20 protein-coding genes are annotated in these 20,369 nt (G+C 69.7%); 3 read left to right on the top strand and 17 right to left on the bottom strand.

Annotated elements, in window-relative coordinates:
• Window position 1: 1 nt before the first annotated feature.
• Complete coding sequence (locus E4V01_RS20840) at window positions 2-1,024, bottom strand: cation diffusion facilitator family transporter (RefSeq protein ID WP_135299665.1); 1,023 nt, start codon at window positions 1,022-1,024, stop codon at window positions 2-4.
• 121 nt (window positions 1,025-1,145) lie between these two features.
• On the opposite strand from E4V01_RS20840, the gene E4V01_RS20835 reads away from it, so the two are divergent.
• Window positions 1,146-1,574 carry an HIT family protein gene (locus E4V01_RS20835; protein ID WP_135299664.1) on the top strand — a complete coding sequence of 143 codons (429 nt, stop codon included), beginning with the start codon at window positions 1,146-1,148 and terminating at the stop codon, window positions 1,572-1,574.
• Between the two features lie 56 nt (window positions 1,575-1,630).
• Here E4V01_RS20835 and E4V01_RS20830 read toward each other — a convergent pair whose 3' ends face one another.
• From E4V01_RS20830 to E4V01_RS20800, 7 genes are all read right to left on the bottom strand, one after another.
• Window positions 1,631-2,059: a PilZ domain-containing protein gene (locus E4V01_RS20830; protein ID WP_060771537.1), complete on the bottom strand. Its 429-nt coding sequence runs from the start codon at window positions 2,057-2,059 to the stop codon at window positions 1,631-1,633.
• Window positions 2,060-2,192: 133 nt separating this feature from the next.
• The gene (locus E4V01_RS20825; protein ID WP_135299663.1) at window positions 2,193-2,441 is read right to left on the bottom strand and encodes a hypothetical protein; all 249 of its coding nucleotides are present in this window, start codon (window positions 2,439-2,441) and stop codon (window positions 2,193-2,195) included.
• 273 nt (window positions 2,442-2,714) lie between these two features.
• The gene (locus E4V01_RS20820) at window positions 2,715-4,604 is read right to left on the bottom strand and encodes a glycoside hydrolase family 15 protein (RefSeq protein WP_135299662.1); all 1,890 of its coding nucleotides are present in this window, start codon (window positions 4,602-4,604) and stop codon (window positions 2,715-2,717) included.
• 92 nt (window positions 4,605-4,696) lie between these two features.
• Window positions 4,697-4,954, bottom strand: a complete 258-nt coding sequence (locus E4V01_RS20815; protein WP_060771540.1) for a hypothetical protein — start codon at window positions 4,952-4,954, stop codon at window positions 4,697-4,699.
• 59 nt (window positions 4,955-5,013) lie between these two features.
• Window positions 5,014-6,180, bottom strand: coding sequence for an N-acetylglucosamine-6-phosphate deacetylase (gene nagA / locus E4V01_RS20810; protein WP_135299661.1), 1,167 nt, complete (start codon window positions 6,178-6,180; stop codon window positions 5,014-5,016).
• A 97-nt stretch (window positions 6,181-6,277) separates the two neighbouring features.
• Window positions 6,278-7,291, bottom strand: a complete 1,014-nt coding sequence (locus tag E4V01_RS20805; RefSeq protein WP_135299660.1) for an SIS domain-containing protein — start codon at window positions 7,289-7,291, stop codon at window positions 6,278-6,280.
• Window positions 7,288-8,175, bottom strand: coding sequence for an N-acetylmuramic acid 6-phosphate etherase (locus tag E4V01_RS20800; RefSeq protein WP_060772395.1), 888 nt, complete (start codon window positions 8,173-8,175; stop codon window positions 7,288-7,290). The genes E4V01_RS20805 and E4V01_RS20800 overlap by 4 nt, the downstream gene beginning before the upstream one ends.
• A gap of 281 nt (window positions 8,176-8,456) precedes the next feature.
• Between E4V01_RS20800 and E4V01_RS20795 the strand changes: the two genes are divergently transcribed.
• Both E4V01_RS20795 and E4V01_RS20790 read left to right on the top strand, forming a co-directional pair.
• Window positions 8,457-9,284, top strand: a complete 828-nt coding sequence (locus E4V01_RS20795) for an endonuclease/exonuclease/phosphatase family protein (protein ID WP_371688534.1) — start codon at window positions 8,457-8,459, stop codon at window positions 9,282-9,284.
• 78 nt (window positions 9,285-9,362) lie between these two features.
• Entirely contained in the window at window positions 9,363-10,430 is a 1,068-nt protein-coding gene (locus E4V01_RS20790; RefSeq protein ID WP_135299658.1) for an asparaginase, read from the top strand.
• Between the two features lie 233 nt (window positions 10,431-10,663).
• On the opposite strand, the gene E4V01_RS20785 is transcribed toward E4V01_RS20790, so the two are convergent.
• The 9 genes from E4V01_RS20785 to E4V01_RS20745 all read right to left on the bottom strand — a co-directional run bounded on the left by E4V01_RS20785 (window position 10,664) and on the right by E4V01_RS20745 (window position 20,313).
• Window positions 10,664-12,226, bottom strand: coding sequence for a phospholipase D-like domain-containing protein (locus E4V01_RS20785; protein ID WP_371688533.1), 1,563 nt, complete (start codon window positions 12,224-12,226; stop codon window positions 10,664-10,666).
• 58 nt (window positions 12,227-12,284) lie between these two features.
• Window positions 12,285-12,983, bottom strand: a complete 699-nt coding sequence (locus E4V01_RS20780; RefSeq protein ID WP_135299657.1) for a TVP38/TMEM64 family protein — start codon at window positions 12,981-12,983, stop codon at window positions 12,285-12,287.
• 143 nt (window positions 12,984-13,126) lie between these two features.
• A complete protein-coding gene (locus E4V01_RS20775) occupies window positions 13,127-13,528 on the bottom strand; it encodes a hypothetical protein (RefSeq protein ID WP_060771547.1) in 402 nt (133 codons plus the stop codon).
• A gap of 204 nt (window positions 13,529-13,732) precedes the next feature.
• The gene (locus tag E4V01_RS20770; RefSeq protein WP_135299656.1) at window positions 13,733-14,458 is read right to left on the bottom strand and encodes an SURF1 family protein; all 726 of its coding nucleotides are present in this window, start codon (window positions 14,456-14,458) and stop codon (window positions 13,733-13,735) included.
• A 61-nt stretch (window positions 14,459-14,519) separates the two neighbouring features.
• Window positions 14,520-14,924, bottom strand: a complete 405-nt coding sequence (cyoD, locus tag E4V01_RS20765; protein WP_135299655.1) for a cytochrome o ubiquinol oxidase subunit IV — start codon at window positions 14,922-14,924, stop codon at window positions 14,520-14,522.
• The gene (gene cyoC / locus E4V01_RS20760) at window positions 14,921-15,529 is read right to left on the bottom strand and encodes a cytochrome o ubiquinol oxidase subunit III (RefSeq protein ID WP_371688535.1); all 609 of its coding nucleotides are present in this window, start codon (window positions 15,527-15,529) and stop codon (window positions 14,921-14,923) included. Before cyoC ends, cyoD begins: the two co-directional genes overlap by 4 nt.
• 47 nt (window positions 15,530-15,576) lie before the next feature.
• Window positions 15,577-17,580 (bottom strand): cytochrome o ubiquinol oxidase subunit I, encoded by a 2,004-nt coding sequence (cyoB, locus tag E4V01_RS20755; RefSeq protein WP_135299654.1) that lies wholly within the window; start codon window positions 17,578-17,580, stop codon window positions 15,577-15,579.
• Window positions 17,581-17,619: 39 nt separating this feature from the next.
• Window positions 17,620-18,762, bottom strand: a complete 1,143-nt coding sequence (gene cyoA / locus E4V01_RS20750) for a ubiquinol oxidase subunit II (protein WP_245517625.1) — start codon at window positions 18,760-18,762, stop codon at window positions 17,620-17,622.
• Window positions 18,763-18,978: 216 nt separating this feature from the next.
• Complete coding sequence (locus E4V01_RS20745) at window positions 18,979-20,313, bottom strand: MFS transporter (RefSeq protein ID WP_135299653.1); 1,335 nt, start codon at window positions 20,311-20,313, stop codon at window positions 18,979-18,981.
• Window positions 20,314-20,369 lie beyond the last annotated feature (56 nt).

The following is a 20,369-nucleotide window of genomic DNA, read 5'->3' as shown; positions in this document are numbered from 1 at the left end:
CTCAAGCCGGAACGGCCGAGCCGGGCGGGGCCGCGTCGTGTCCTGTCGGCGCCGGGTTGGGCGTATCGGTCGGCGCGTGCCCGGCCGCGTGCGCCTTCCTCGCCTGGATCTCGATGAAGACGCGGGTGACGTTGCGGCTCTTCGCCTTGATCCGCTGCTCCAGCCGGGCGACCGTCCGCTCGACCTCGCCCGCGGGCACGTCGTCGGCGAAGTCGAGGCTGAGATTCACGAGGATGTCCGAGGGGCCGAGATGCTGGGTCAGCACCTCGTTGACGTGCTGGACCGCGCGCTCCTCGCGCACCGCCGCCTGGATCGTGCGCACCACCTCCGGGTCGGCGGCCTCGCCGATCAGCAGGCCGTGGGTTTCGATCATCAGGAAGATCGACATGCCGATCAGCACGAGGCCGATGCCGATCGAGGCCCAGCCGTCGAGCGCCGGGTTGTCGAGGACGTGGGCGAGCACCACGCCGGCCATGGCGATGACGAGGCCGATCAGCGCAGCCACATCCTCCACGAGGATCGTGTAGAGCGACGGATCCTTGCTTCGGTGGATCGCGGTGATCGCGCCGCGCTCGCCCTTCTCCGCCCAGAACGCCTTCACGGCCACGAAGCAGGAATAGCCCTCCGCCAGGATCGCGAAGCCGAGGATCGAGACGTTCACCCAGAAGCCGGAGAGGTGAACGCCGAACAGGGTCGCGTCGGCGGCGGGCTCGGGATGCTCGATCTTGTGGGCGCCCTCGTAGATCGCGAAGATGCCGCCGCCGAGGAAGATGAACAAGGCGACGATGAAGGCGTAGAAATACACCTCGCGCCCGTAGCCGAAGGGATGCTTGGCGTCCGCCGGCTTCTTCGCCCGCTTCAGGCCGACCAGCAGCAGGAGCTGGTTGGCGGTGTCGACCAGCGAGTGCGCGCCCTCCGCCAGCATCGCGGTCGAGCCCGTGAGGAAGGCGCCGACGAACTTCGCTGCCGCGATGGCGAGGTTGGCGCCCGCCGCCGTGTAGATCGCACCCGTGCTCTCGGCCATGTCCCGCTCCTGAGCGGCGCGCATCGCCGTCACGGGCTCGTCAACGCGGCCGGAGTGGTCAAGGTTGCTGCGATGAGCCGGCCCGTGCAACGTGCCGCCCGTTTCTGCCAGGAGCCGTGCGATGACGCCCTACGATCCGGACAACATCTTCGCAAAGATCCTGCGCGGGGAGATCCCCGCGCATAAGGTCTACGAGGACGAGCACAGCCTCGCCTTCATGGATGTGATGCCCCAGGGCGAGGGCCATACCCTCGTCATCCCGAAAGCGCCCTCGCGCGGGCTCCTCGATGCCGAGCCGCAGACGCTCGCGGCCGTGATCGGCACGGTGCAGCGGGTCGGCCGTGCGGTGAAGGCGGCCTTCAAGGCCGATGGGCTGACGCTGTTTCAGTACAACGAGCCGGCCGGCGGGCAGACGGTGTTCCACCTGCACGTCCACCTCGTGCCGCGCCACGACGGCGTGCCGCTGAAGCGCCACGAGGGCGGCATGGCCGACAATGCGGTGCTCGCCGAGCACGCCGCGCGCATCCGGGCGGCGCTGGACGAGGGCTGAGCCGGCCCCGCGACATCCGTTCGCTCCCGCTCGGGATCCGCGGATGTCGCCTCCGCTCAGGCGTGCCGTGCCCCGTTCGCCGATCCCGCGCCGGCTCCCATGCTGCTTCCCATGGACGCGATCACCGAGCGCAGGCCGGCATTCTCGGCCTCCAACTCAGCGATCCGGCGGAGCAGGACGGCGATCGACGGGTCCGTCAACGGTGCCGGGGACGGCTCGGGGGCGGCCTTCGGCGCCTCCGCGAAGGCGACGCCGACCGCGTCGCCGCGGCGCCAGCGCAGATTCGACCGGAGAGTGATTTCTTTCTGCGGGATATAGAGGTCGAACGATTCCGGCAGGGTGTTGGTCTCGCTCAACTCCAGCCGTGCGCCCATCTCCGAGAAATCGCGGACGATGCAGTCCATGCTGGACGCACCCTTGTTGAAGTGGATCCGCCCCTTGAGAAAGGTTCGCTTGCGAGGCTCCTGGCGCTTCTCGCTGATCATGATCGGTCTCCGGCCCGCCTGACTGTCCACCTGTCTGGCATGCCGGCCGTTAAGGAATGCTCGACACGATTCAAGCACCCGCTAGGGCATCATCCCGAAAGGTGGTTGCCGGCTTTCGGAAAAGGACGATGCACTAGGCACCGTCGGTTGCCCGCTCCGTTCCGCCCTCGTCGAGGCACTGGAACAGGTAGAAGCCGTTGAAGCGCACGGCGGTCACCGCAGCGCGGTCGTCGAAGCCGGAGGGAGGGCTGGCGCTTCCATCGATGCGCCCGCCGAAGGTCCAGCGGCGCCCGCCGACGAAGCGCGGCACGGCACAGCTCTCCGGAACGGCGCAGAAAAGCGCTTCCCTGCCCCGGCGGCGGAACAGGTTGTAGCTTCGCATCGGATCTCCTCCGCATCGCCGCACCCTCGGAATCACGGTAGTCCGACAATCGGTCCGGTTTGTGTCGGTCAGGGCCATCGCTTGAAGGCGATGACCCTGGTTTCCTGCCGGCCTTGGTCGCCGGCGCCCGCCTCCGCGGAGCGCATCGGTTGCGTGGACTTGCCGCTCCGCTCGATGCTTTCCGGGGCTCACGCCCCCGAATGCTCGCTTCGCGCGGCGAAGCCACTCACGCGGCTCCGAGCGGTCGCCCGGTTCTTTGTGGGTACAGGCCGATCAGGCCGGGACGGCGTCGGCCTCTGCCCGGCAATCCGGTTCGTCGGTCGGCGTCTCGCGGTCGGCCGCGGCGAGGCGGACGGCGTGGTTGATCACTGCCATATGGGTGAAACCCTGCGGGACGTTTCCGCGCTGCTCGCCCGTTTCCGCGTCGATCTCCTCGGCGAATAGGCCGAGATCGTTGCCCCGCGCCAGCAGCCGCTCGAACAGGGCGGCGGCCTCGTCGTGACGGCCGGCCAGCGCCAGACAGCCGACCCGCCAGAAGGCGCAGGCGGTGAAGGTCGCCTCCTCCCCCTCCAACCCGTCGTCGATCCGGTAGCGGTAGACGAGGTCGCCCGCGCCGAGTTCCGCGCCGACCCGCTCCAGGGTTTTCGCGACGCGCGGATCGTGCGGATCGAAGGCGCCGAACAGCACGGCGCGCAGCACCGCTGCGTCGAGATCGTCCGATTCGTAGGCCATGGTGTAGGCGCCGCGCGCCGCGTTCCAGCCCCGCGCATGGTACTCCGCTCGGATCTCGTCCGCCGCCCGCTCCCACCCGGCGATCGTGTCGGGACTCGCGAGACGGTGCTTCGGGTCGGCGCGGGCGATCTGCACGGCGCGGTCGAGGCCGACCCAGAGCATCGCCTTGGTGTGCAGGCTTTGGCGCTTCTGCGTGCGCATCTCCCACAGGCCGTGATCGGGCGCGTGGCGGGCCCGCAGGATGTGGTCGGTGAGATGGCCGAGTGCCTGGGGCAGATGGTCGTTCACCTTGACCGGCGGGTCGAATTCCACCGCCTCGAGGTAGCCGTGGAGGGCCACCAGGAACTCGCCGTAGATGTCGTACTGCTCCTGATCGGCCGCCGCGTTGCCGATCCGCACCGGGCCGGTGCCACGCCAGCCGCGCAGGTGGTCGAGGGATTCCTCCCGCGGCACCGCACCGTCGAGGGCGTACATCAGGTGGAGGTCGCGCCCCCGGCTCGTATCGGCCTCGCGCAGGAAGCGCAGGAACTCGGCGGCTTCGCGCTGGTAGCCGAGATTGACGAAGGCGGTGACGGTGAAGCTCGCATCCCGCATCCAGACATAGCGGTAATCGTAGTTGCGGTTGCCCGGCACCGCCTCGGGCAGCCCCGCGGTCGCGGCGGCGACGATGCCGCCGGAAGGGCCGTGCGTCAGCAGCTTCAGGGTCAGCGCGCTGCGCAGGACCGTCTCGCGATAGGGCCCCTCATAGGTGCAGCGGCCCGACCATTCCTCCCAGTAGGCCCGCGTGGCCGAGAGCGAGGCATCGACCGTCCCGGGCCTTCCCGCCGCGCCGGGATCGCCACCGTCGCCCTCGCCGTGGGCGAGCACGAGATCGGCGCGCCCGCCGGCCTTCAGCGCGAAGGCGCCCTCGGCGGCCTCCTCGCGCGGGACGAGTGGCAGGGTGCCGACAGCGCGGATCGCATCGCCGCCGCCGCGAAAGCGGATGCAGGTCTCGGATTGTGCCGTCGCCTCGGTCGGGGCGCGGGCATAGTCGAAGGTCGGGCGCACCTGCCATCGGCCCGAGACGCGGCCCGACACGCAGGCGAGGCGGCGCACCACCTGGCCCTGGACGTGGCCGTCCGGGCCCTCCTCCGGCACGGTTTCGTGCGAATGGATCGGCATGAAATCGGTGAGCACCGCCCGGCCGGTCGCGGTGACGAAGGTCGTCTCGAGAATGTTGGTGCCGGGCAGATACCGGCGGCTGGTTCCCGTCAGCCCGTCGAGGACGAGGCGGCAACGGCCGCCGCGGTCGCGGTCGAGCAGCGCCAGAAACACCGCCGGCCCGTCATGCCGGGGCCAGCACAGCCAATCGAGGGAACCGTCGCGGGCGATCAGGGCCGTGGTGCAGGTATCGCCGATCACGGCGTAGTCGGCGATGGGGGTGTCCGTCACGATGATTCCCGGTCGAGTGGCGCCGCGGCAACGTCCCGTGATGCGCAGGGTTCGCCCCTGCGACATCAGGCGACGCGGCGCGAAGCGCCGGCTCAGTAGCGGGGGGCGTGGTTACGCATGAACCGGCGCGACGGGCTCCGCCTCGGCCGGTAGGCCCGCCGGGTGCCGTACCCCCCGGGCCGCCGATAGTTGCCGCTGTTGACGCCGGCACTGCGGTCGTTGCCGGTGGCGCTCGCCGACGGCGAGAGACCGCTGCCCGAATTGCCGCCCTGTGCGCCGGCGGGGCCGGCGACGGCCAGGGCGAGCGTCGCCGCCAGGGCGACGAGACTGATGCGAAGCGGAAATTTCATGGTTCGAACCTTTTCGAAGAAGGGCCCCGCGCGGGCTCCGTGAGGGAGCGAACCGTGCCTCAGACCGCTTGTTCCCCGCCGATCCAGGTGCCGAGCACGGCCTTGTCGGCGGAAAGCGCGACGAGATCGGCCGCAAAGCCGGGGGCGATGCGGCCGAGCCGCCCGTCGAGTCCGAGGAAGCGGGCCGGGGTCAGCGAGGCCATCGCCAGGGCCCCCGCGAGGGAGGCGCCGCCGCGCGTGCTCATGTGGCGGACGGCTTCCGCCATGGTGATCGCCGCGCCCGCCAGGGTGCCGTCCTCGCCGGTGAGCCGGTCGCCGGTCCGGACGATCCGGCGCCCGAACAGGGTGAAGGACGCGTCCGCGCGGCTGTCGCCGACCGGTGGCATGGCATCGCTCACCAGCATCAGCCGCTCGCTTCCCTTGAGGCGCAGAGCCAGCCGAAGCTGGTCATCGCCGACATGATGGCCGTCGGCGATGATCCCGGCAAAAGTCCCCTCCTCCGAGAGGGCGACGCCGACCGCGCCGGTCTCGCGCGGCCCGATCTGCGACATGGCGTTGAACAGGTGGGTGAAGCCGGTGAGCCCTTCCGCCATCGCCGCCCGGATCGCAACTCCCGTATCCGCCGTATGCCCGGCGCAGACCCGGGCGCCGCGGGCGACGAGGTCGGCCACCGCACCGGCCGGCACCCGCTCCGGCGCCAGCGTCACCAGGGTGAGGCCGTGCTCGCCCAAGCCGGTCAGGAGTTCGGCGTCGCCGGGGCCGAATTCGGCGAGCCGGGACGGGTCGTGGATGCCGATCCGCTGCGGGCTCAGGAACGGCCCTTCGAGGTGGATGCCGAGGATACCGGGAATCCCGGCGCGGATCGCCGCCGCAACGCCCGCGATGGCCGCCCGGATCGCGGGCCGCGTGTCGGTGATGAGGGTCGGCAGCAGGGCGGTGGTCCCGCCGCGCCGGTGCGCCGCCGCGATCCGGGCGATGCCGGCCACGCTGGAATCGTCGTTGAGGAGCACCCCTCCGCCGCCATTGACCTGAAGGTCGATGAAGCCCGGCGCCAGCACCGCGCCCGCCGGCAGCCGGACAAGGGGCACGCCCGCAGGTGGTTCGGCGGTGACGTCGATGATGTGCCCGCCGCGCAGCACGACGGCGTGGTCGCCGAGCATCCGCTCGCCGTCGAAGACGCGGTCCGCGCAGATCGCTTGATCATATCGCGTTCCCAAAGGGATCATCCCTTCGGCGGGGTATCGGGGCAGAGCCCCAATGTCGTCCCAGGGCTCCGCCCTGGCCCCGCGAAAGGGCGCGCCCTTTCGAAACCCGGACTCGTCATCACAGCGTCTCCGTCACCTTGGTGAGGCCGGCCGGCTTGTCCGGGTCGAGGCCGCGGCGTCGGGCCTCGGCCTCGATGGCGCGGTAGGCCGGCACCAGCATGGCGATGGGGTCGCAGGCCGGATGGCCGTCGCCGAGCCAGGGCAGGGTGCCGAGTGGACCGCCGCAGGCATGGACCCGCAGCCCGTCGCGGGTGAGGTCGCGCACGAGCGCGTCCACGCCCTCGGCCAGCGGATCGGCTTGGCGCAAAGCCAGGACCGGCGTTGCGCTTGAGACGGAGGCGCGGGGGCCGTGACGCAGCTCCGCCGCCGAGTAGCCGAGCGCGGGCAGGCGCAGGGTCTCGGCGAGCTTGAGGGCGATCTCGCGCAGGGGGCCGAGCCCGTGGCCGCGCCCCGTGACGAAGGCCGCGGGCGCGCCTGCGAGGTCGGCGCTCCAGGCGGACCAGTCGAGGGCGAGCGCCTGTCTCAGCCGTTCCGGCAGGGCGGTGAGGCCCTGTTCCAGCTCCCCGTCGCCGGTCCAGGCCGCCACCAGCGCGGCGCCCGCGAGGGCCGAATTCGTCACCGTCTTGGTGGCGGCGACCGCCTGCTCCGGCCCGGCGAGGATCGGCAGGACGAGGTCGCTCGCCCGCGCGGCCGGGGAGTCGGGATCGTTGACGAGGGCGAGCGTCACGGCTCCGCCGGCGCGCGCCGCTTCCGTCGCCGCGACGAGATCGGGCGAGCGGCCCGATTGCGAGACCACGACGAAGAGCGCGCCCGCAACCTTGGGCGGACGGTCATAGCCCGTCACCACCGAGGGCGCGGCGGCCGAAACCGGCAGGCCGAGCCGCGTCTCGATCAGGTAGCGCAGATGCACGCCGGCATGGCCCGAACTGCCGCGCCCGCACACGACCACGAAGGGGAAGCTCTTGGCGCGCAATGTCGTGCCGAGGCGGGCGGCTTCGCCCGCTGCCAGCAGCGCGTCGGCGGCGGCGGGGATCGCGGCGATCTCCCGCGCCATGAAGGTCGTCGCGCTCATGACCGGCCCACCTCGCGAAGGGCGCGACGCAGGTTGCCGTCGTGGCGCAGGAGCAGGTCGTCGGCCCGCATGGCGCTCATCCCCCCCGCGAGCAGCACTGCGCGCTTGATGTCGCCCTCGGCCCGCGTCAGGGCGTCGGCGGCGACGTCTGCCGGGCAGCCCGCGAGCTCGCAGACCATAGCGACGCCGCGGGCGCGCAGCTTCCGGTTGGTCGCGCGCATCGCCACCATCCGCCCGCGATAGACCCGCCCCAGCCGGATCATCACCAGGGTCGAGAACAGGTTGAGGATCACCTTCTGTGCCGTGCCCGCCTTCATGCGGGTGGAGCCCGCCAGCACCTCGGCCCCCGTGGCGGCGAGGATACCGTGGGCGGCCTCGCGCAGGATCGGCGCCTCCGGGTTGTTGCTGATGCCGACGGTAACGGCGCCGCGGCCGCGGGCGGCCTTCAGCGCCTCGACGGTGAAGGGCGTGGAGCCGCTGGCGGCGAGCCCCACGACCACGTCGCGCGGGCCGATCTCGGCGCTTGCGATCCAGGCGGCGCCATCGGCGGCGGAATCCTCCGCATCCTCCACGGCGCGCAGCAGGGCGCCCTCCCCGCCGGCGATGGCGAAACCGAGCTGCGCCTCCGGCCAATCGAAGGTCGGCGGCAATTCCGCCCCGTCCTGCACGCCGATCCGCGCGGAGGTGCCGGCCCCGACATAGACCAGCCGCCCGCCCTCGCGCAGGCCCGGCTCGGCGGCCCGCGCCGCCGCATCGATCGCCGGCAGGGCCGGCCCCACCGCCGCCACCGCCGCGAGCTGGCCCTCCCAGAGCGCCTGGAGGATGTCGAGCCCGCCCCAGGCGTCGAGATCGACGTAGCGGGCGCTGGCGTCCTCGGTCCTCATGCCTTGCGTGCCCTGCTCGTCCGCATCGCGTTCATCCGATTCCGTCTTCGGCCGATTCCGTTTTCGGCACTGCATCACGCGCCTCGCCTGTTCGAAAGAGGTCATCCCCGATGCGGTTCCGCCGGACGCGGAAAACGGACGTCGGCGCGATTTCGCTGCATGCGATCCGATGCGATCAGGGATCGGTTGGCCGGTCCCGGCGTTCGGTTGGCGCGCGCCGTTCCGGCTCCTTGCAGGGGGCTTGCAGGGGGGCGCGCTGCAATCCGGCCGGGGGAGAGGGCGTGCAACAGGGGCAGATCGAGGCGCATGCCGAAGAACGATCGGACACCGCGTTGGACCAATCGGCATCGGTGGCGTCGCGGCCCTTGCGCCTGCTCACCTACAACGTCCGCCATTGCCGCGGCACCGATGGGCGGGTCGCACCGGAGCGGGTTGCACGGGTGATCGCCGCCTTGGCGCCCGACATCGTCGCGCTCCAAGAGGTCGATGTCGGGCGCCCGCGCACCGGCGGTCTGGATCAGGCGGAGGAGATCGCCCGGCTGGTCGGAATGTTCTCGCATTTCCACCCGGCCCTGCACATCGAGGAGGAGCGCTACGGCGATGCCGTGCTCACCCACCTGCCCTCGCGGCTCCGGCGCGCCGGCCCCCTGCCCGGCCTGCTGCGGCGCCCCGGCCTGGAGCCAAGGGGGGCGCTGTGGGTCGAGGTGGCGGCAGGCGCAAGCAAGCTTCAGGTGCTCACCACCCATTTCGGATTGCTCGGGGCGGAGCGCGTCGCCCAGGCCAAGGCGTTGCTCGGGCCCGACTGGCTCGGCGATCCGGCCTGCCACGCGCCGGCGGTGCTGCTCGGCGACTTCAACGCCACGGGCTGGTCGCGCGCCTACCGCCGGCTGAGCGGCCGCCTCACCGATGCGCGGCGGCTCACCGCGGAGCGGCGCTGGCGGCGCGGCGGGGCGACCTTCCCGAGCCGCTTCCCCCTCCTGCGCATCGACCATGTCTTCGTGAGCGAGCGCGTCGCCGTCGAGCGCGTCGCGGTCGTGGACACGCCGCTGGCGCGGAAGGCGTCCGACCATCTGCCGGTTCTGGCGGAGATCCGGATCGAGCCGGGTTGAGGGACTTTCGGCGCGCGCGCATGGTCGCTCGCGGGCCGGCCCGACGACCGGCCGTGGGCGGGAGAGGATGCGCGCACGATGACGAAGACGACAGGACCTCTGACCGCTCTCGGTCTCGCTGCCCTGACCGCGTTGTCCGCCGGGCCGGCGCGGGCCGAGCCGCCGCGGATCGCCGTGGTCGCGACCGGTGGCACCATCGCGATGAAGCTCGATCCCACGACCCACGCGCCCGTCCCCGCCCTCTCGGGCGAGGATCTCGTCGCGGCGGTGCCGAAGCTCAAGGACATCGCCTCCGTTGAGGTCACGGAGTTCAGCAACGTGCCGAGCGACTATATGGGCCCGGACCGCTGGCCGGCGCTGAGCGCCAAGCTCGACGCGCTGCTCGCCGATCCCGGCATCCGCGGGGCGATCGTCCTGCACGGGACCGACACCCTCGATCAGACCGCCTACTTCCTCGACCTGACGCTGAAGAGCGACAGGCCGGTGGTGCTGGTGGGGGCGCAACGCAACGCGTCCGACGCGGATGCCGACGGCCCGCGCAACCTCCTCAACGCCGCCCGCCAGATCCTGGCCGACGGCGCGGTGGGCCAGGGCGTGACGGTGACGCTCAACCACCGCATCAATGCGGCCCGCGAGGTGCGCAAGACCCACACCAGCAACGTCGAGACCTTCCATTCGGGGGAGGCCGGCATCCTGGGATACGTGGACGAGGACCGTGTCGTGTTCGGCCGCCGTTCCCTGCGCCGCCAGACCCTGCCGCTGCCGGAGCGGATGCCGCGGGTCGATCTCGTGGCGATGTATGCCGGCGCCGACGGCTCGCAGGTGCGGCACGCGGCCGAGAGCGGGGCGGAGGCGATCGTGGTCGAGGCCTATGGCTGGGGCAACGTCAACGCCGAGATGCACGACGCCATCGCCGAGGTCATCGCCAAGGGTGTGCCGGTGATCGTGGCGACCAAGGTCCATGATGGCCGTGCGCTCCCGGTCTACGGCTTCAAGGGCGGCGGCAACACCCTGCGAAAGGCCGGCGCGGTGTTCGCCGGCGACCTCACGCCGGACAAGACCCGCATCCTCACCCTGCTCGCCCTGCCCGCGGGCAAGGAGGCGCGGAAGGACCCCGCGGCCCTGCAGGCCGTGTTCGACAAGTAGCCGTGTTCGACGGCCCTGCCGCCGAGCCTTCTTCGAGCCGCGCTTCCGAGACCGGCTCAATCGACCGGTTCCGGCGGCCGCAACGCTCCTCATGCCGAGGCCCCCTACGCCGGCTCAGCATGAGGAGCGATGAGCTTGCCGGATAAGCGCGCTCAAACAGGTGTTCGGGTCGCCTCAAGAGCATCGTGCTGGAAATCAAATCCAGGACGATGCTTTAGGCTCTTGTTTTCGCATCATCTTTTTCCGAAAGCCGGAGGCCACCTTTCGGGATGATGCTCTAAAACCTCCCCCGGCGACGGCGCTCCGGCCTTCGAATCCACCTCGCCTTTGGCCCGGCGCAGCGCCTTGCGGCGGCGCCAGGGGCGCCACGCGTCGGCGGGGCTCACCGGGTCGCCGAGATGGAAAGCCTCGACGAGGCGCGCCACCGGGCCGCGGCGGGAGGGGACGAGAGGGCAGACCCGCGAGCACGGCATCAAACGGGGATCGTCGAGCACCGCCCGCAGGGAGCCGCGCGCTTCGAAGGCTTGCGCGAACACGTCGGGCGGGCAGCCTCCGTGATGCGAGAGCAGGCGGACGAGCAGGCGCCGCAGCGCCGCGCGGGCCTCGGCGTCGTCGGCCGGCACCTCCACGGCGAGGTCGCACTCGGTGTCGTAGCCGAGGGAGCGGTTGTTGAGGTTGGTCGAGCCGATCCGCAGCAGGCGCTCGTCGATGATCGCGACCTTGGCATGCACCAGGATCGGCCGGCCTTTCTCCGTGTGCGGCGCCACGATCCGCAGCCGGTCGAACCGGTCGGCGCGGCGCAGGGCCCGGATCAGGCCGCGGCGGGCGCTGTCCATGGTCAGGCGGTCGAAGCCGCTCGGGCTGCGCTCGGACAGCACGATCACGATCTCCGGCCCGTCGGGTTCGGCGAGGCGCTCGGCCAGCGCCTCCGCGACGACCGGCGAGGTGAGATACTGGTTCTCCAGATAGATGAAGCGCTCCGCCGCGCGGATCGAGGCGCGCGTGAGCGCGGCGCTCTCCGTCACCGCCGGGCGTCCGTCCAACGGCGGATCGGTGCGGGCGAGCCCCACCGTCACGTCGGTCAGGTGCGGCGCGAGGGGTTCGGGCCAGGGATCGTGGGCTTCGTCGGAACCTGCGAGTGGAAAGGTCTCGCCGGTGGCGCGGCGCCAGCGCTCGCGGGCCAGATCCGCCAGCGCCCGCGCGGCGTCACGATCGACCAGCATCATCACGTCGTGGCGCGGCGGGTAGTCCTCGCCGGAGGGCAGGCGGCGACGGGGGTCGCGGTCGCGGTGGGCGGGGGTGTCCCAGCGGTTCACCTCGAAGTCGCTGCCGCCGCTGAAGGCGATCGCATCGTCGATCACGAGGATCTTCTGATGCTGGCAGGCGCCGAAGGGCAGCGTGCCGTCGATACGGAAGTCGATGCCGGGCCCGAGGCTCGCCCGCACGCTGTCGGGGGTGTGGTCGTTGCCCGCCGAGATCGGCCAGGGCATGTCCCAGATCAGGATGCGGATGGCGAGTTCCGGCCGCGCGGACTTCAGGCGCCGCAGCAGGTCCGCCAGGGTCTCGCCCGCATCGGGCGAATTCCCCGGCAGCAGGCGCGCGCGCGGATCGAAGCTCCAGCCGATCAGTGTGATGGATGTGCGCGCCTTCAGCAGCGCCGCATGGGCGGCGGCGAAATAGGCCGCGCCGTCATGCAGCACCGCGACGCGCCCCGCCCTCTCCTGCCGCCAGCAGGTGAGCCCGGGCCGCAGCCAGCTCTCGGACGATCCTTGACCCACCCCGAATTCCATCCTCATGCGCGCACCGAGCCGCCACGCCGCGGCGGCGGGTTCATCGTCCGCTTGAGCGAAACGCTCATCGTGCCCCGGCCTTTCCCAGCTTGAGTTTGCCCGCCTCAAGCTTGGCTCGCACCCGGCGCCGAGTGAGTTCCACCGCCGCGACGGTGGCGAGGAGGCCGAGGCCGAGGGTGATCCAGTGGGTCGGCTCGTCGCTGCCGGCATGGCGGCCGATGACGCCGAGATAGACGCACACGACCGTGCCCGGCAGCATGCCGATCACCGTGGAGACCAGATATGCGCAGGTGCCGACATCCGTCACCCCGAAGACGTAGTTCTGGGCGTTGAACGGTACGAAGGGGCTGAGCCGCATCAGGGTCATGAGCCGCCAGCCGCCGTCGCCGACCGCCTCCACGGTGGCGTTCAGCGCCGGCCGGCGCTCGATCAGCCCGCGCACCCGCTCGCGGAACAAGTGGCGGGCGGCGAGGAAGGCGAGCCAGGAGCCCAGTGTTGCCGAGAACAGCACCACCGGCATCACCGCCCAGCCGAAGGCGACGGCCCCGGCGATGGTGAGCGGGGTGCCCGGCACGACGAGGAGAGTCGCGAGGAAGAACAGCGCGCCGAAGGCGAGGAGGCCGTAGGGACCGAGGCCGTTCGCCCAGTCCGAGAAGGCGCGCAGCCATTCCTCGACGGGCAGGACGTACCATGCCCCGACCGCCAGCGCGGCGGCGCCGGCCGTGGCTGCCCAGGTCTGGGCCGAGCGGCTGGGTTTATCCATTCAGTGGCTCGAAGGGGAACGGTGCGCCTGTGGCACGCGTCCGCAAACCGTTGGCCAGCGCAACTGTTCCGCCAAGCTCGGCCGTTTTCGCGCGGTCGTCTCGGCGTCCGCTCAACGCGGCGCCGGTCCCGCCTGCTTTGCCTTCACCAGTCGCGGTCGAGCCGCACCGCGATCCGGCTCGGGCGCGCGCCGGCGAGCGTCCGTTCGAGGGAGGTGAGGGCTTGGCGCGCCTTGTTCAGGCGGGGGCTCCGCCAGCGGCGCTCGTAGCCTCGCGGCGCGATCACCGCCTCACCGAGGCGGTCGCCCGCGAAGACGAGACGGTCCACCGCCCGCCGGATCGTCGGCGTCTCCTGAGTGAGCACGCAGAGGTCGGAGAGATAGTTGCGCAGGGCATGCAACTCGTTGCGGCCCCCGCCCTCCTCTGCCAGCGCGACGAGCGTCCGCTCCATGGCAACGATGAGATCCGCCAGCGGCTCGGGTACGCGACGGGAGAATCCGTCGCCGTCCCGGCGGTCCCGTTCAGGCCCGTGCAGGGCGACTCCCATATTGGCTCCCCGCTTCATCCGGCGCGGCAAGGTCTACCGCGAATCGCTGCGGCGACCGGTGTAAAGAGAGTTAACAACCTCTGCCGTCGAATCGATACAGATCCGGGAATAAAATGTGAAAAATAATTTTCAAATGATCGGTCGCCGCACGTCATCCGTGTATGACCCGGCAAAATACCCCGTGATGCCGTCAGAGGACGTCCGTCATCGACGCGGCATCTTGCGAGACCCTCTCAGGGCGTAGATGAGGGCCGCGGCGGTCATCAGCGCGAGGGCGTACCATGTCAGCGCGTAGACGAGATGGTTGTTGTGGAAGGCCACCACCGTGAGGCCGCCGACCGGCAGGCCGCCGGGATTGGGTGCCGCGTCGGCATCCACGAAATAGGGCGCGACCTCATTCGGCGTGCCGTCGATCCCGCGGGCGGCGGCGATGGCCGCGACGTCGCGGGAGTACCAGCGGTCGCCCGCCGGATCGTTGTGGCGCAGGAAGCCGCCGCCGGGCTCGGTCAGGCGCAGCAGGCCCGTGACCGTCACGTCCCCGCCCGGCTCACCCGCGGCACGGGCCGCACGCTCGCGGGCCTCCGTCGGCACGAAGCCGCGGTTGACGAGGACGGTGAAGCCGCGGTCGGTCACGAGCGGCACCAGCACCCAGAAACCGGCGCCGCGCGCCGTCACGGCCTGGACCAGCGTGGCACGATCGTAAGCGAAGCGCCCGGTGAGCCGGACCCGCCGGTACTCGGCGGAGGCGGCCGTGAGACCGGCCCATTCCTCTGGCCCCGGTGCGGGCGCGGGCTCGGCACGGATGCGGGCTTCGACCCGGTCGATCAGGTCGAGCTTCCAGATCCGGCGCTCGACCTGCCACGTGCCGAGGCCGAGGAAGACGCCCGTCACCGCAAGGCCCGCCAGGATCAGTGCGAGCCGGACGAGCAACGGGCGGCGCCGACCCGTTGCCGGGGCGGCAGGCAGCGGAGCGTCGGGTTGCCGGGATGCGTCAGGGAGCGTGACGCATCTCCTCGGCCGAGACCGGCATCATGTTGGTGTTGAGGTGGTGCATGACCCAGATCGACCCGCACAGGGTGATGACCACGAGGGTGATCGTGAAGATCAGCGCCATGAAGGTCCAGCCGCCCTCCGACTTCGTGTTCATGTGCAGGAAGTAGATCATGTGAACCACGATCTGCACCGCGCCCAGACCGAGGATGACGACGCCGGTGACGAGCTTGTCGCCCAGCACGTCGCCCATCACCAGCCAGAACGGGATCGCCGTCAGGATGACGGAGAGCACGAAGCCCGTGACGTAGTCTTTGAAGGAGCCGTGACCGTGGGCGTCCTGCCCATGGCCGTCGTGCCCATGGCCGTCATGGCCGTGATCGTCGGCGTGCGTTGCCCCGCTCATTGCAGGACTCCCATCAGGTACACGAAGGTGAAGACGCCGATCCAGATGACGTCGAGGAAGTGCCAGAACATCGACAGGCACATCAGCCGGCGCTTGTTCTCCGCAACGAGGCCCTTGAGCCGGGTCTGGATCATCAGCGTGACGAGCCAGATCAGGCCGAAGGTGACGTGCAGGCCGTGGGTTCCGACCAGGGTGAAGAACGCGGACAGGAAGCCGCTGCGCTGGGGCGTGGCGCCTTCGTGGATCAGGTGGGCGAACTCGTAGAGTTCGAGCCCGACGAAGGCCGCGCCGAACAGGCCGGTGATTGCGAGCCAGATCTGGGTTTTGGCGAGGTCGTCCTTCTCCATCGCCAGCATGGCGAAGCCATAGGTGATGGAGGAGAACAGCAGCATCGATGTGTTCACCGCCACGATGGGCAGGTCGAACAGATCCTTGGGCGAGGGCCCGGCCGCGTAGCTGCGGCCGAGCACGGCGTAGGTGGCGAACAGGACCGCGAAGATGAGGCAGTCGCTCATCAGATAGATCCAGAAGCCGAGCATCGTGCCCCCTTCCGGGTGATGCTCGCCCTCGAGATCGAGGAAGTCCGGCACGTCGGCGCCGGACATCCGGTCGCCGACGAGGGTGTGGGTCGCGTGCGTTGCCATGATGCTGCTCAGACCCGCGCCGCCAGCGCTTCCGTCCGCCGCTGCTCGGTCAGGCGGACCGTCTCGGCGGGGATGTAGAAGTCGCGGTTGTAGTTGAAGGTATGGGCGATCGTGATCGCCAGCATCGCCACGAAGGTGAGGGCTGCAAGCCACCAGATGTACCAGATCATCGCGAAGGAGAAGGCGATGCTGACCACGCCCAGGATCACGCCGGTGGCGGTGTTCTTGGGCATGTGGATCGGCTTGTAGCCCGAGAGCGGCCGCTGGAAGCCGCGAGCCTTCATGTCCCACCACGCGTCGAGGCTGTGCACCACGGGCGTGAAGGCGAAGTTGTAGTCCGGCGGCGGCGAGGAGGTGGCCCATTCGAGGGTCCGGCCGTTCCACGGATCGCCGGTCACGTCGCGCAACGCCTCGCGGTTTTTGATCGAGACCGCGAACTGGACGATCATCGCACCGATGCCCAGCGCGATCAGACCGGCGCCGATGGCGGCGATCACGAACCAGATCTGCAGCGACGGGTCGTCGAAGTGCTGGGCACGGCGGGTCACGCCCATGAGTCCCAGAACGTAGAGCGGCATGAAGGCGACGTAGAAGCCGATGGTCCAGAACCAGAAGCTGACCTTGCCCCAGAACTCGTCGAGCTTGAAGCCGAAGGCCTTCGGGAACCAGTAGTTCACGCCGGCGAACATGCCGAACAGCACGCCGCCGATGATCACGTTGTGGAAGTGCGCGATCAGGAACAGCGAGTTGTGCAGCACGAAGTCGGCCGGGGGCACAGCGAGCAGCACGCCGGTCATGCCTCCGATGGTGAAGGTGACCATGAAGCTCACCGTCCAGAGCATCGGCACGTCGAAGCGGATCCGGCCGCGATACATCGTGAACAGCCAGTTGAAGATCTTCGCGCCCGTCGGGATCGAGATGATCATCGTCGTGAGGCCGAAGAACGAGTTCACGTTGGCGCCCGAACCCATCGTGAAGAAGTGGTGCAGCCACACGAGGTAGGACAGGATCGTGATGACGACGGTCGCGTAGACCATCGAGGTGTAGCCGAACAGGCGCTTGCCGCTGAAGGCCGAGGTGACCTCGGAGAACACGCCGAAGGCCGGCAGGATGAGGATGTAGACCTCCGGGTGCCCCCAGATCCAGATGAGGTTGAAGTACATCATCGGGTTGCCGCCGAGGTCGTTCGTGAAGAAGTGCGTGCCGACGTAGCGGTCGAGGCTCAGCAGCGCGAGAACGGCGGCGAGGATCGGGAAGGCGGCCACGATGAGCACGTTCGTGCACAGCGAGGTCCAGGTGAAGATCGGCAGCCTCATCATCGACATGCCGGGCGCGCGCATCTTCACGATGGTCGCGACCAGATTGATGCCGGACAACGTCGTGCCGATGCCCGCGATCTGCAGGCCCCAGATGTAGTAGTCGACGCCGACCCCCGGACTCATGTCCGCGCCCGAGAGCGGCGGGTAGGCGAGCCAGCCGGTGCGGGCGAACTCACCGACGAACAGCGAGATCATGATCGTGACCGCGCCGGACACCGTCATCCAGAACGAGAAGTTGTTCAGGAACGGGAAGGCGACGTCGCGCGCGCCGATCTGCAGCGGCACGACGTAGTTCATCAGGCCGGTGACGAACGGCATCGCCACGAAGAAGATCATGATCACGCCGTGGGCGGTGAAGATCTGATCGTAGTGGTGCGGCGGCAGGTAGCCCTCGTTGGCGCCGAACGCGATCGCCTGCTGCGAGCGCATCAGCAGCGCGTCGGCAAAGCCGCGCAGCAGCATCACGAGCGCCAGGATGACGTACATGATGCCGATCTTCTTGTGATCGACCGAGGTCAACCAGTCGCGCCAGAGCGGACCCCAGAAGCGGAAATAGGTGATGGCGGCGAGCACCGCGATCCCGGCCACGGCGACGCCTGCGAAGGTCACTTGCAGGATCGGTTCGTGGAACGGGATGTCCTCCAGGGAGAGGCGCCCGAACAGCAGCTGCTGCAGGTCCGTGTTTGCGAACATGGGTTGAAACTCGTCCGTAAATCCTGAGGCGGCGACGGATCAGTTGTTGGTCTGGTCGGGAGCGGAGTGGCCTTGGCCGCTCCCCTCGTGATTCTTCCCGCCGTCGGGCGACTCGCTCTTGGGCCCGCGGTGCGAGGCCGGGGTCGTCGCCCCCGGGGCTTCGTCGCCACGCTGCGTGTGGCGGTTGTCGTACTGAAGCCGCTCGGCGTTCTCTCGGCTCTCTTTGCCGGCGCCGCCCTTGGCGTCGATGGTCATCATCTCGTGCATGCACATCTTGCCGGGCACGGCGCACATGCCGACGATCTTGCCGAAGAGTCCGTCGGCGAACGAGGCGTAGTAGATGACGGGAACGCGCTCGCTCGGGCGCTCGAGTTCGAGATAGGCATCACGGCTCAATTCCGAACCCTGCTGCTTCACTTTGGCAATCCACTGGTCGAAGCCGTCGCCGTCGAGCCCGTGGAACTTGAACGTCATGCGCGAGAAGCCGGTGCCGCTGTAGTGCGACGACAGCCCGTCATAGGCGCCCGGCTTGTTGATCACGGCGTGAAGCTGCGTCTGCATGCCGGGCATGGCGTAGATCATGCCGGCGAGCGCGGGGATGTAGAAGGCGTTCATCACCGAGGAGGCGGTGATCTTGAAGCTGATCGGCCGGTTCACCGGCGCGGCCAGCTCGTTGACCGTCGCGACATTGTATTCGGGATAGAAGAACAGCCACTTCCAATCGAGGGCGACGACCTGCACCTCCAGCGGCTTCACCTCCGCCGCGATCGGCTTGCCGGGCTCGATGCGCGAGAGCGGCCGGAACGGGTCGAGGGTGTGGGTGCTGATCCAGGTCAGCGCGCCGAGCGCGATGATGATCATCAGCGGTGCGGTCCAGATCACCACTTCGAGCCCGGTCGAGTGGTCCCAGTCGGGGTCGTGGCGGGCCGCCGTGTTCGACGCGCGGTAGCGCCACGCGAACAGCAGGGTCAGCACGATCACCGGGATGATGATGAGCAGCATCAGCCCCGTGGAGGCGAGGACGAGGTTGCGCTGCTGCATGGCGATGTCGCCGGAGGGCTGCATCACCACGAGGTTGCAGCCGGCGAGCAGGCCGAACAGCGGCAGGAGGACGAGACCCCGCAGGATCCGGCCCGCGGAGCCGGCCCCGGCACGGGCTCTCAATGAACGGTCGGCGGTCATGGCCACGAATCTTCGTTCCATCGCAAGGGCCGCGCGGGTGACTTCCCGCGTGGCGGCGGTTCGTTTCTCTCCGGAGATGCCGAGCCGGCGGTGTCGGCTCGGCATCTCCGGGACCTTGTTGTGACGCGCTTTGTCTCGCCGAACCGGCAGCCATCGTTCGTCGAAAAGCACTCCCGGTCCCGCGGCGAGACGGACGCCTCGCCCGCGGGGCCAAACTCACATCTGGCGCATCTCGGAGCGGTCGAGCGCGAGCGCGAGCAGCGTCGCCAGGGCGCCCGACAGCAGGTACACGCCGACCATCGCGAGCCCGTACTCGGTGGAGAGGTAGAGCACCACGAGGGGAGCGAAGCCCGCGCCGAACAGCCAGGCGAGGTCGGAGGTGAGCGCCGCTCCGGTGTAGCGGTAGCGCGCCCCGAGCCGCGAGGTCACGGCGCCGGCGGTCTGGCCGTAGGACAGACCGAGCAGCATGAAGCCGATATTGACGTAGATCGTCTGGCCAATGGCGTTCTCGCCGAAGATCAGCGGCGCCAGGATGCTGCCGCAGGCGAATACGGCGATGAGCCCGGCGCTGATGAGCAGCATGTTCCGGCGCCCGATCTGGTCGGCAATCAGCCCGGAGGCCGCGATCGCGCCGGCGCAAACCATGGCGCCGGAGAACTGCACCATCAGGAAGTCGCCGGCCGAGCGCTCGCTCGACAGGGCGAGCCAAGCGATCGGGAAGATCGTGACGAGGTGGAACAGGGCAAAGCTCGCCAGCGGCACGAAGGCGCCGATCCAGACGTCGAGGGCGTGGTGGCGGGCGAGATCGATGACGCTGACGGGCTCCAGCCGACCCTTGTCGAGAAGCCGGGTGAACTCGGGGGTGGCGACGAGCCGGAGCCGCGCGAAAAGGGCCACGACGTTGATGGTGAAGGCGCAGAAGAACGGGAAGCGCCAGCCCCAATCGGTGAAATCCTCAGGGGTCAGGTTGATGGAAAAGAACGCGAACAGCGCGCTCGCCACCATGAAGCCGAACGGCGCGCCGAGCTGCGGGATCATCGCGTACCAGCCGCGGCGCTCCCGCGGCGCGTTGAGGGCGAGCAGCGAGGCCATCCCGTCCCAGGCGCCGCCGAGCGCGAAGCCCTGCGCGATCCGGAGCACCGCGAGCAGCTCGATGGCGACGACGCCGATCGAATTGTAGCTCGGCAGGAAGCTGATCGCCGCGGTCGAGCCGCCGAGCAGGAACAGGGCGATGGTGAGCTTCACCCCGCGTCCGTGCCGCTTGTGGACCCACATGAAGAAGATCGACCCGAGCGGGCGGGCGATGAAGGCCAGCGCGAAGATGGCGAACGAGTAGAGCGTGCCCTTGAGCGGGTCGGCGAAGGGGAAGAACACCTTCGGGAACACCAGCACCGAGGCGATGCCGAACACGAAGAAGTCGAAATATTCCGAGGCCCGCCCGATCACCACGCCGAGCGCGATGTCGTTGGGGCTGACGTGGTGGTGGCTCATGGCCGCCTGCGCGTCGCGCTCGAGCGGGTGAGAATTGGCCGTGGCGTGGTCGGTGGTCATCGCGGGCAGCCGGCTCGCCTGAAGGTGATCGGAGCCGCCGCCTTGGCGGGGCGTTC

The sequence above is a fragment of the Methylorubrum sp. Q1 genome (genome assembly GCF_004683995.1).
GTDB lineage: Bacteria > Pseudomonadota > Alphaproteobacteria > Rhizobiales > Beijerinckiaceae > Methylobacterium.
Note: the sequence above shows the minus strand (reverse complement) of the source record. Positions and strands in the feature narration are given on the sequence as shown.

What these genes read in the sequence shown, in the direction of transcription:
- E4V01_RS20840 (WP_135299665.1), bottom strand. Translation starts at nt 1,024, where the DNA reads ATGGCCGAGAGCACGGGTGCGATCTACACGGCGGCGGGCGCCAACCTC.
- E4V01_RS20835 (WP_135299664.1), top strand. Translation starts at nt 1,146, where the DNA reads ATGACGCCCTACGATCCGGACAACATCTTCGCAAAGATCCTGCGCGGG.
- E4V01_RS20830 (WP_060771537.1), bottom strand. Translation starts at nt 2,059, where the DNA reads ATGATCAGCGAGAAGCGCCAGGAGCCTCGCAAGCGAACCTTTCTCAAG.
- E4V01_RS20825 (WP_135299663.1), bottom strand. Translation starts at nt 2,441, where the DNA reads ATGCGAAGCTACAACCTGTTCCGCCGCCGGGGCAGGGAAGCGCTTTTC.
- E4V01_RS20815 (WP_060771540.1), bottom strand. Translation starts at nt 4,954, where the DNA reads ATGAAATTTCCGCTTCGCATCAGTCTCGTCGCCCTGGCGGCGACGCTC.
- nagA (WP_135299661.1), bottom strand. Translation starts at nt 6,180, where the DNA reads ATGATCCCTTTGGGAACGCGATATGATCAAGCGATCTGCGCGGACCGC.
- E4V01_RS20805 (WP_135299660.1), bottom strand. Translation starts at nt 7,291, where the DNA reads ATGAGCGCGACGACCTTCATGGCGCGGGAGATCGCCGCGATCCCCGCC.
- E4V01_RS20800 (WP_060772395.1), bottom strand. Translation starts at nt 8,175, where the DNA reads ATGAGGACCGAGGACGCCAGCGCCCGCTACGTCGATCTCGACGCCTGG.
- E4V01_RS20790 (WP_135299658.1), top strand. Translation starts at nt 9,363, where the DNA reads ATGACGAAGACGACAGGACCTCTGACCGCTCTCGGTCTCGCTGCCCTG.
- E4V01_RS20785 (WP_371688533.1), bottom strand. Translation starts at nt 12,226, where the DNA reads ATGAGGATGGAATTCGGGGTGGGTCAAGGATCGTCCGAGAGCTGGCTG.
- E4V01_RS20780 (WP_135299657.1), bottom strand. Translation starts at nt 12,983, where the DNA reads ATGGATAAACCCAGCCGCTCGGCCCAGACCTGGGCAGCCACGGCCGGC.
- E4V01_RS20775 (WP_060771547.1), bottom strand. Translation starts at nt 13,528, where the DNA reads ATGGGAGTCGCCCTGCACGGGCCTGAACGGGACCGCCGGGACGGCGAC.
- cyoD (WP_135299655.1), bottom strand. Translation starts at nt 14,924, where the DNA reads ATGAGCGGGGCAACGCACGCCGACGATCACGGCCATGACGGCCATGGG.
- cyoC (WP_371688535.1), bottom strand. Translation starts at nt 15,529, where the DNA reads ATGTCCGGCGCCGACGTGCCGGACTTCCTCGATCTCGAGGGCGAGCAT.
- cyoB (WP_135299654.1), bottom strand. Translation starts at nt 17,580, where the DNA reads ATGTTCGCAAACACGGACCTGCAGCAGCTGCTGTTCGGGCGCCTCTCC.
- cyoA (WP_245517625.1), bottom strand. Translation starts at nt 18,762, where the DNA reads ATGACCGCCGACCGTTCATTGAGAGCCCGTGCCGGGGCCGGCTCCGCG.
- E4V01_RS20745 (WP_135299653.1), bottom strand. Translation starts at nt 20,313, where the DNA reads ATGACCACCGACCACGCCACGGCCAATTCTCACCCGCTCGAGCGCGAC.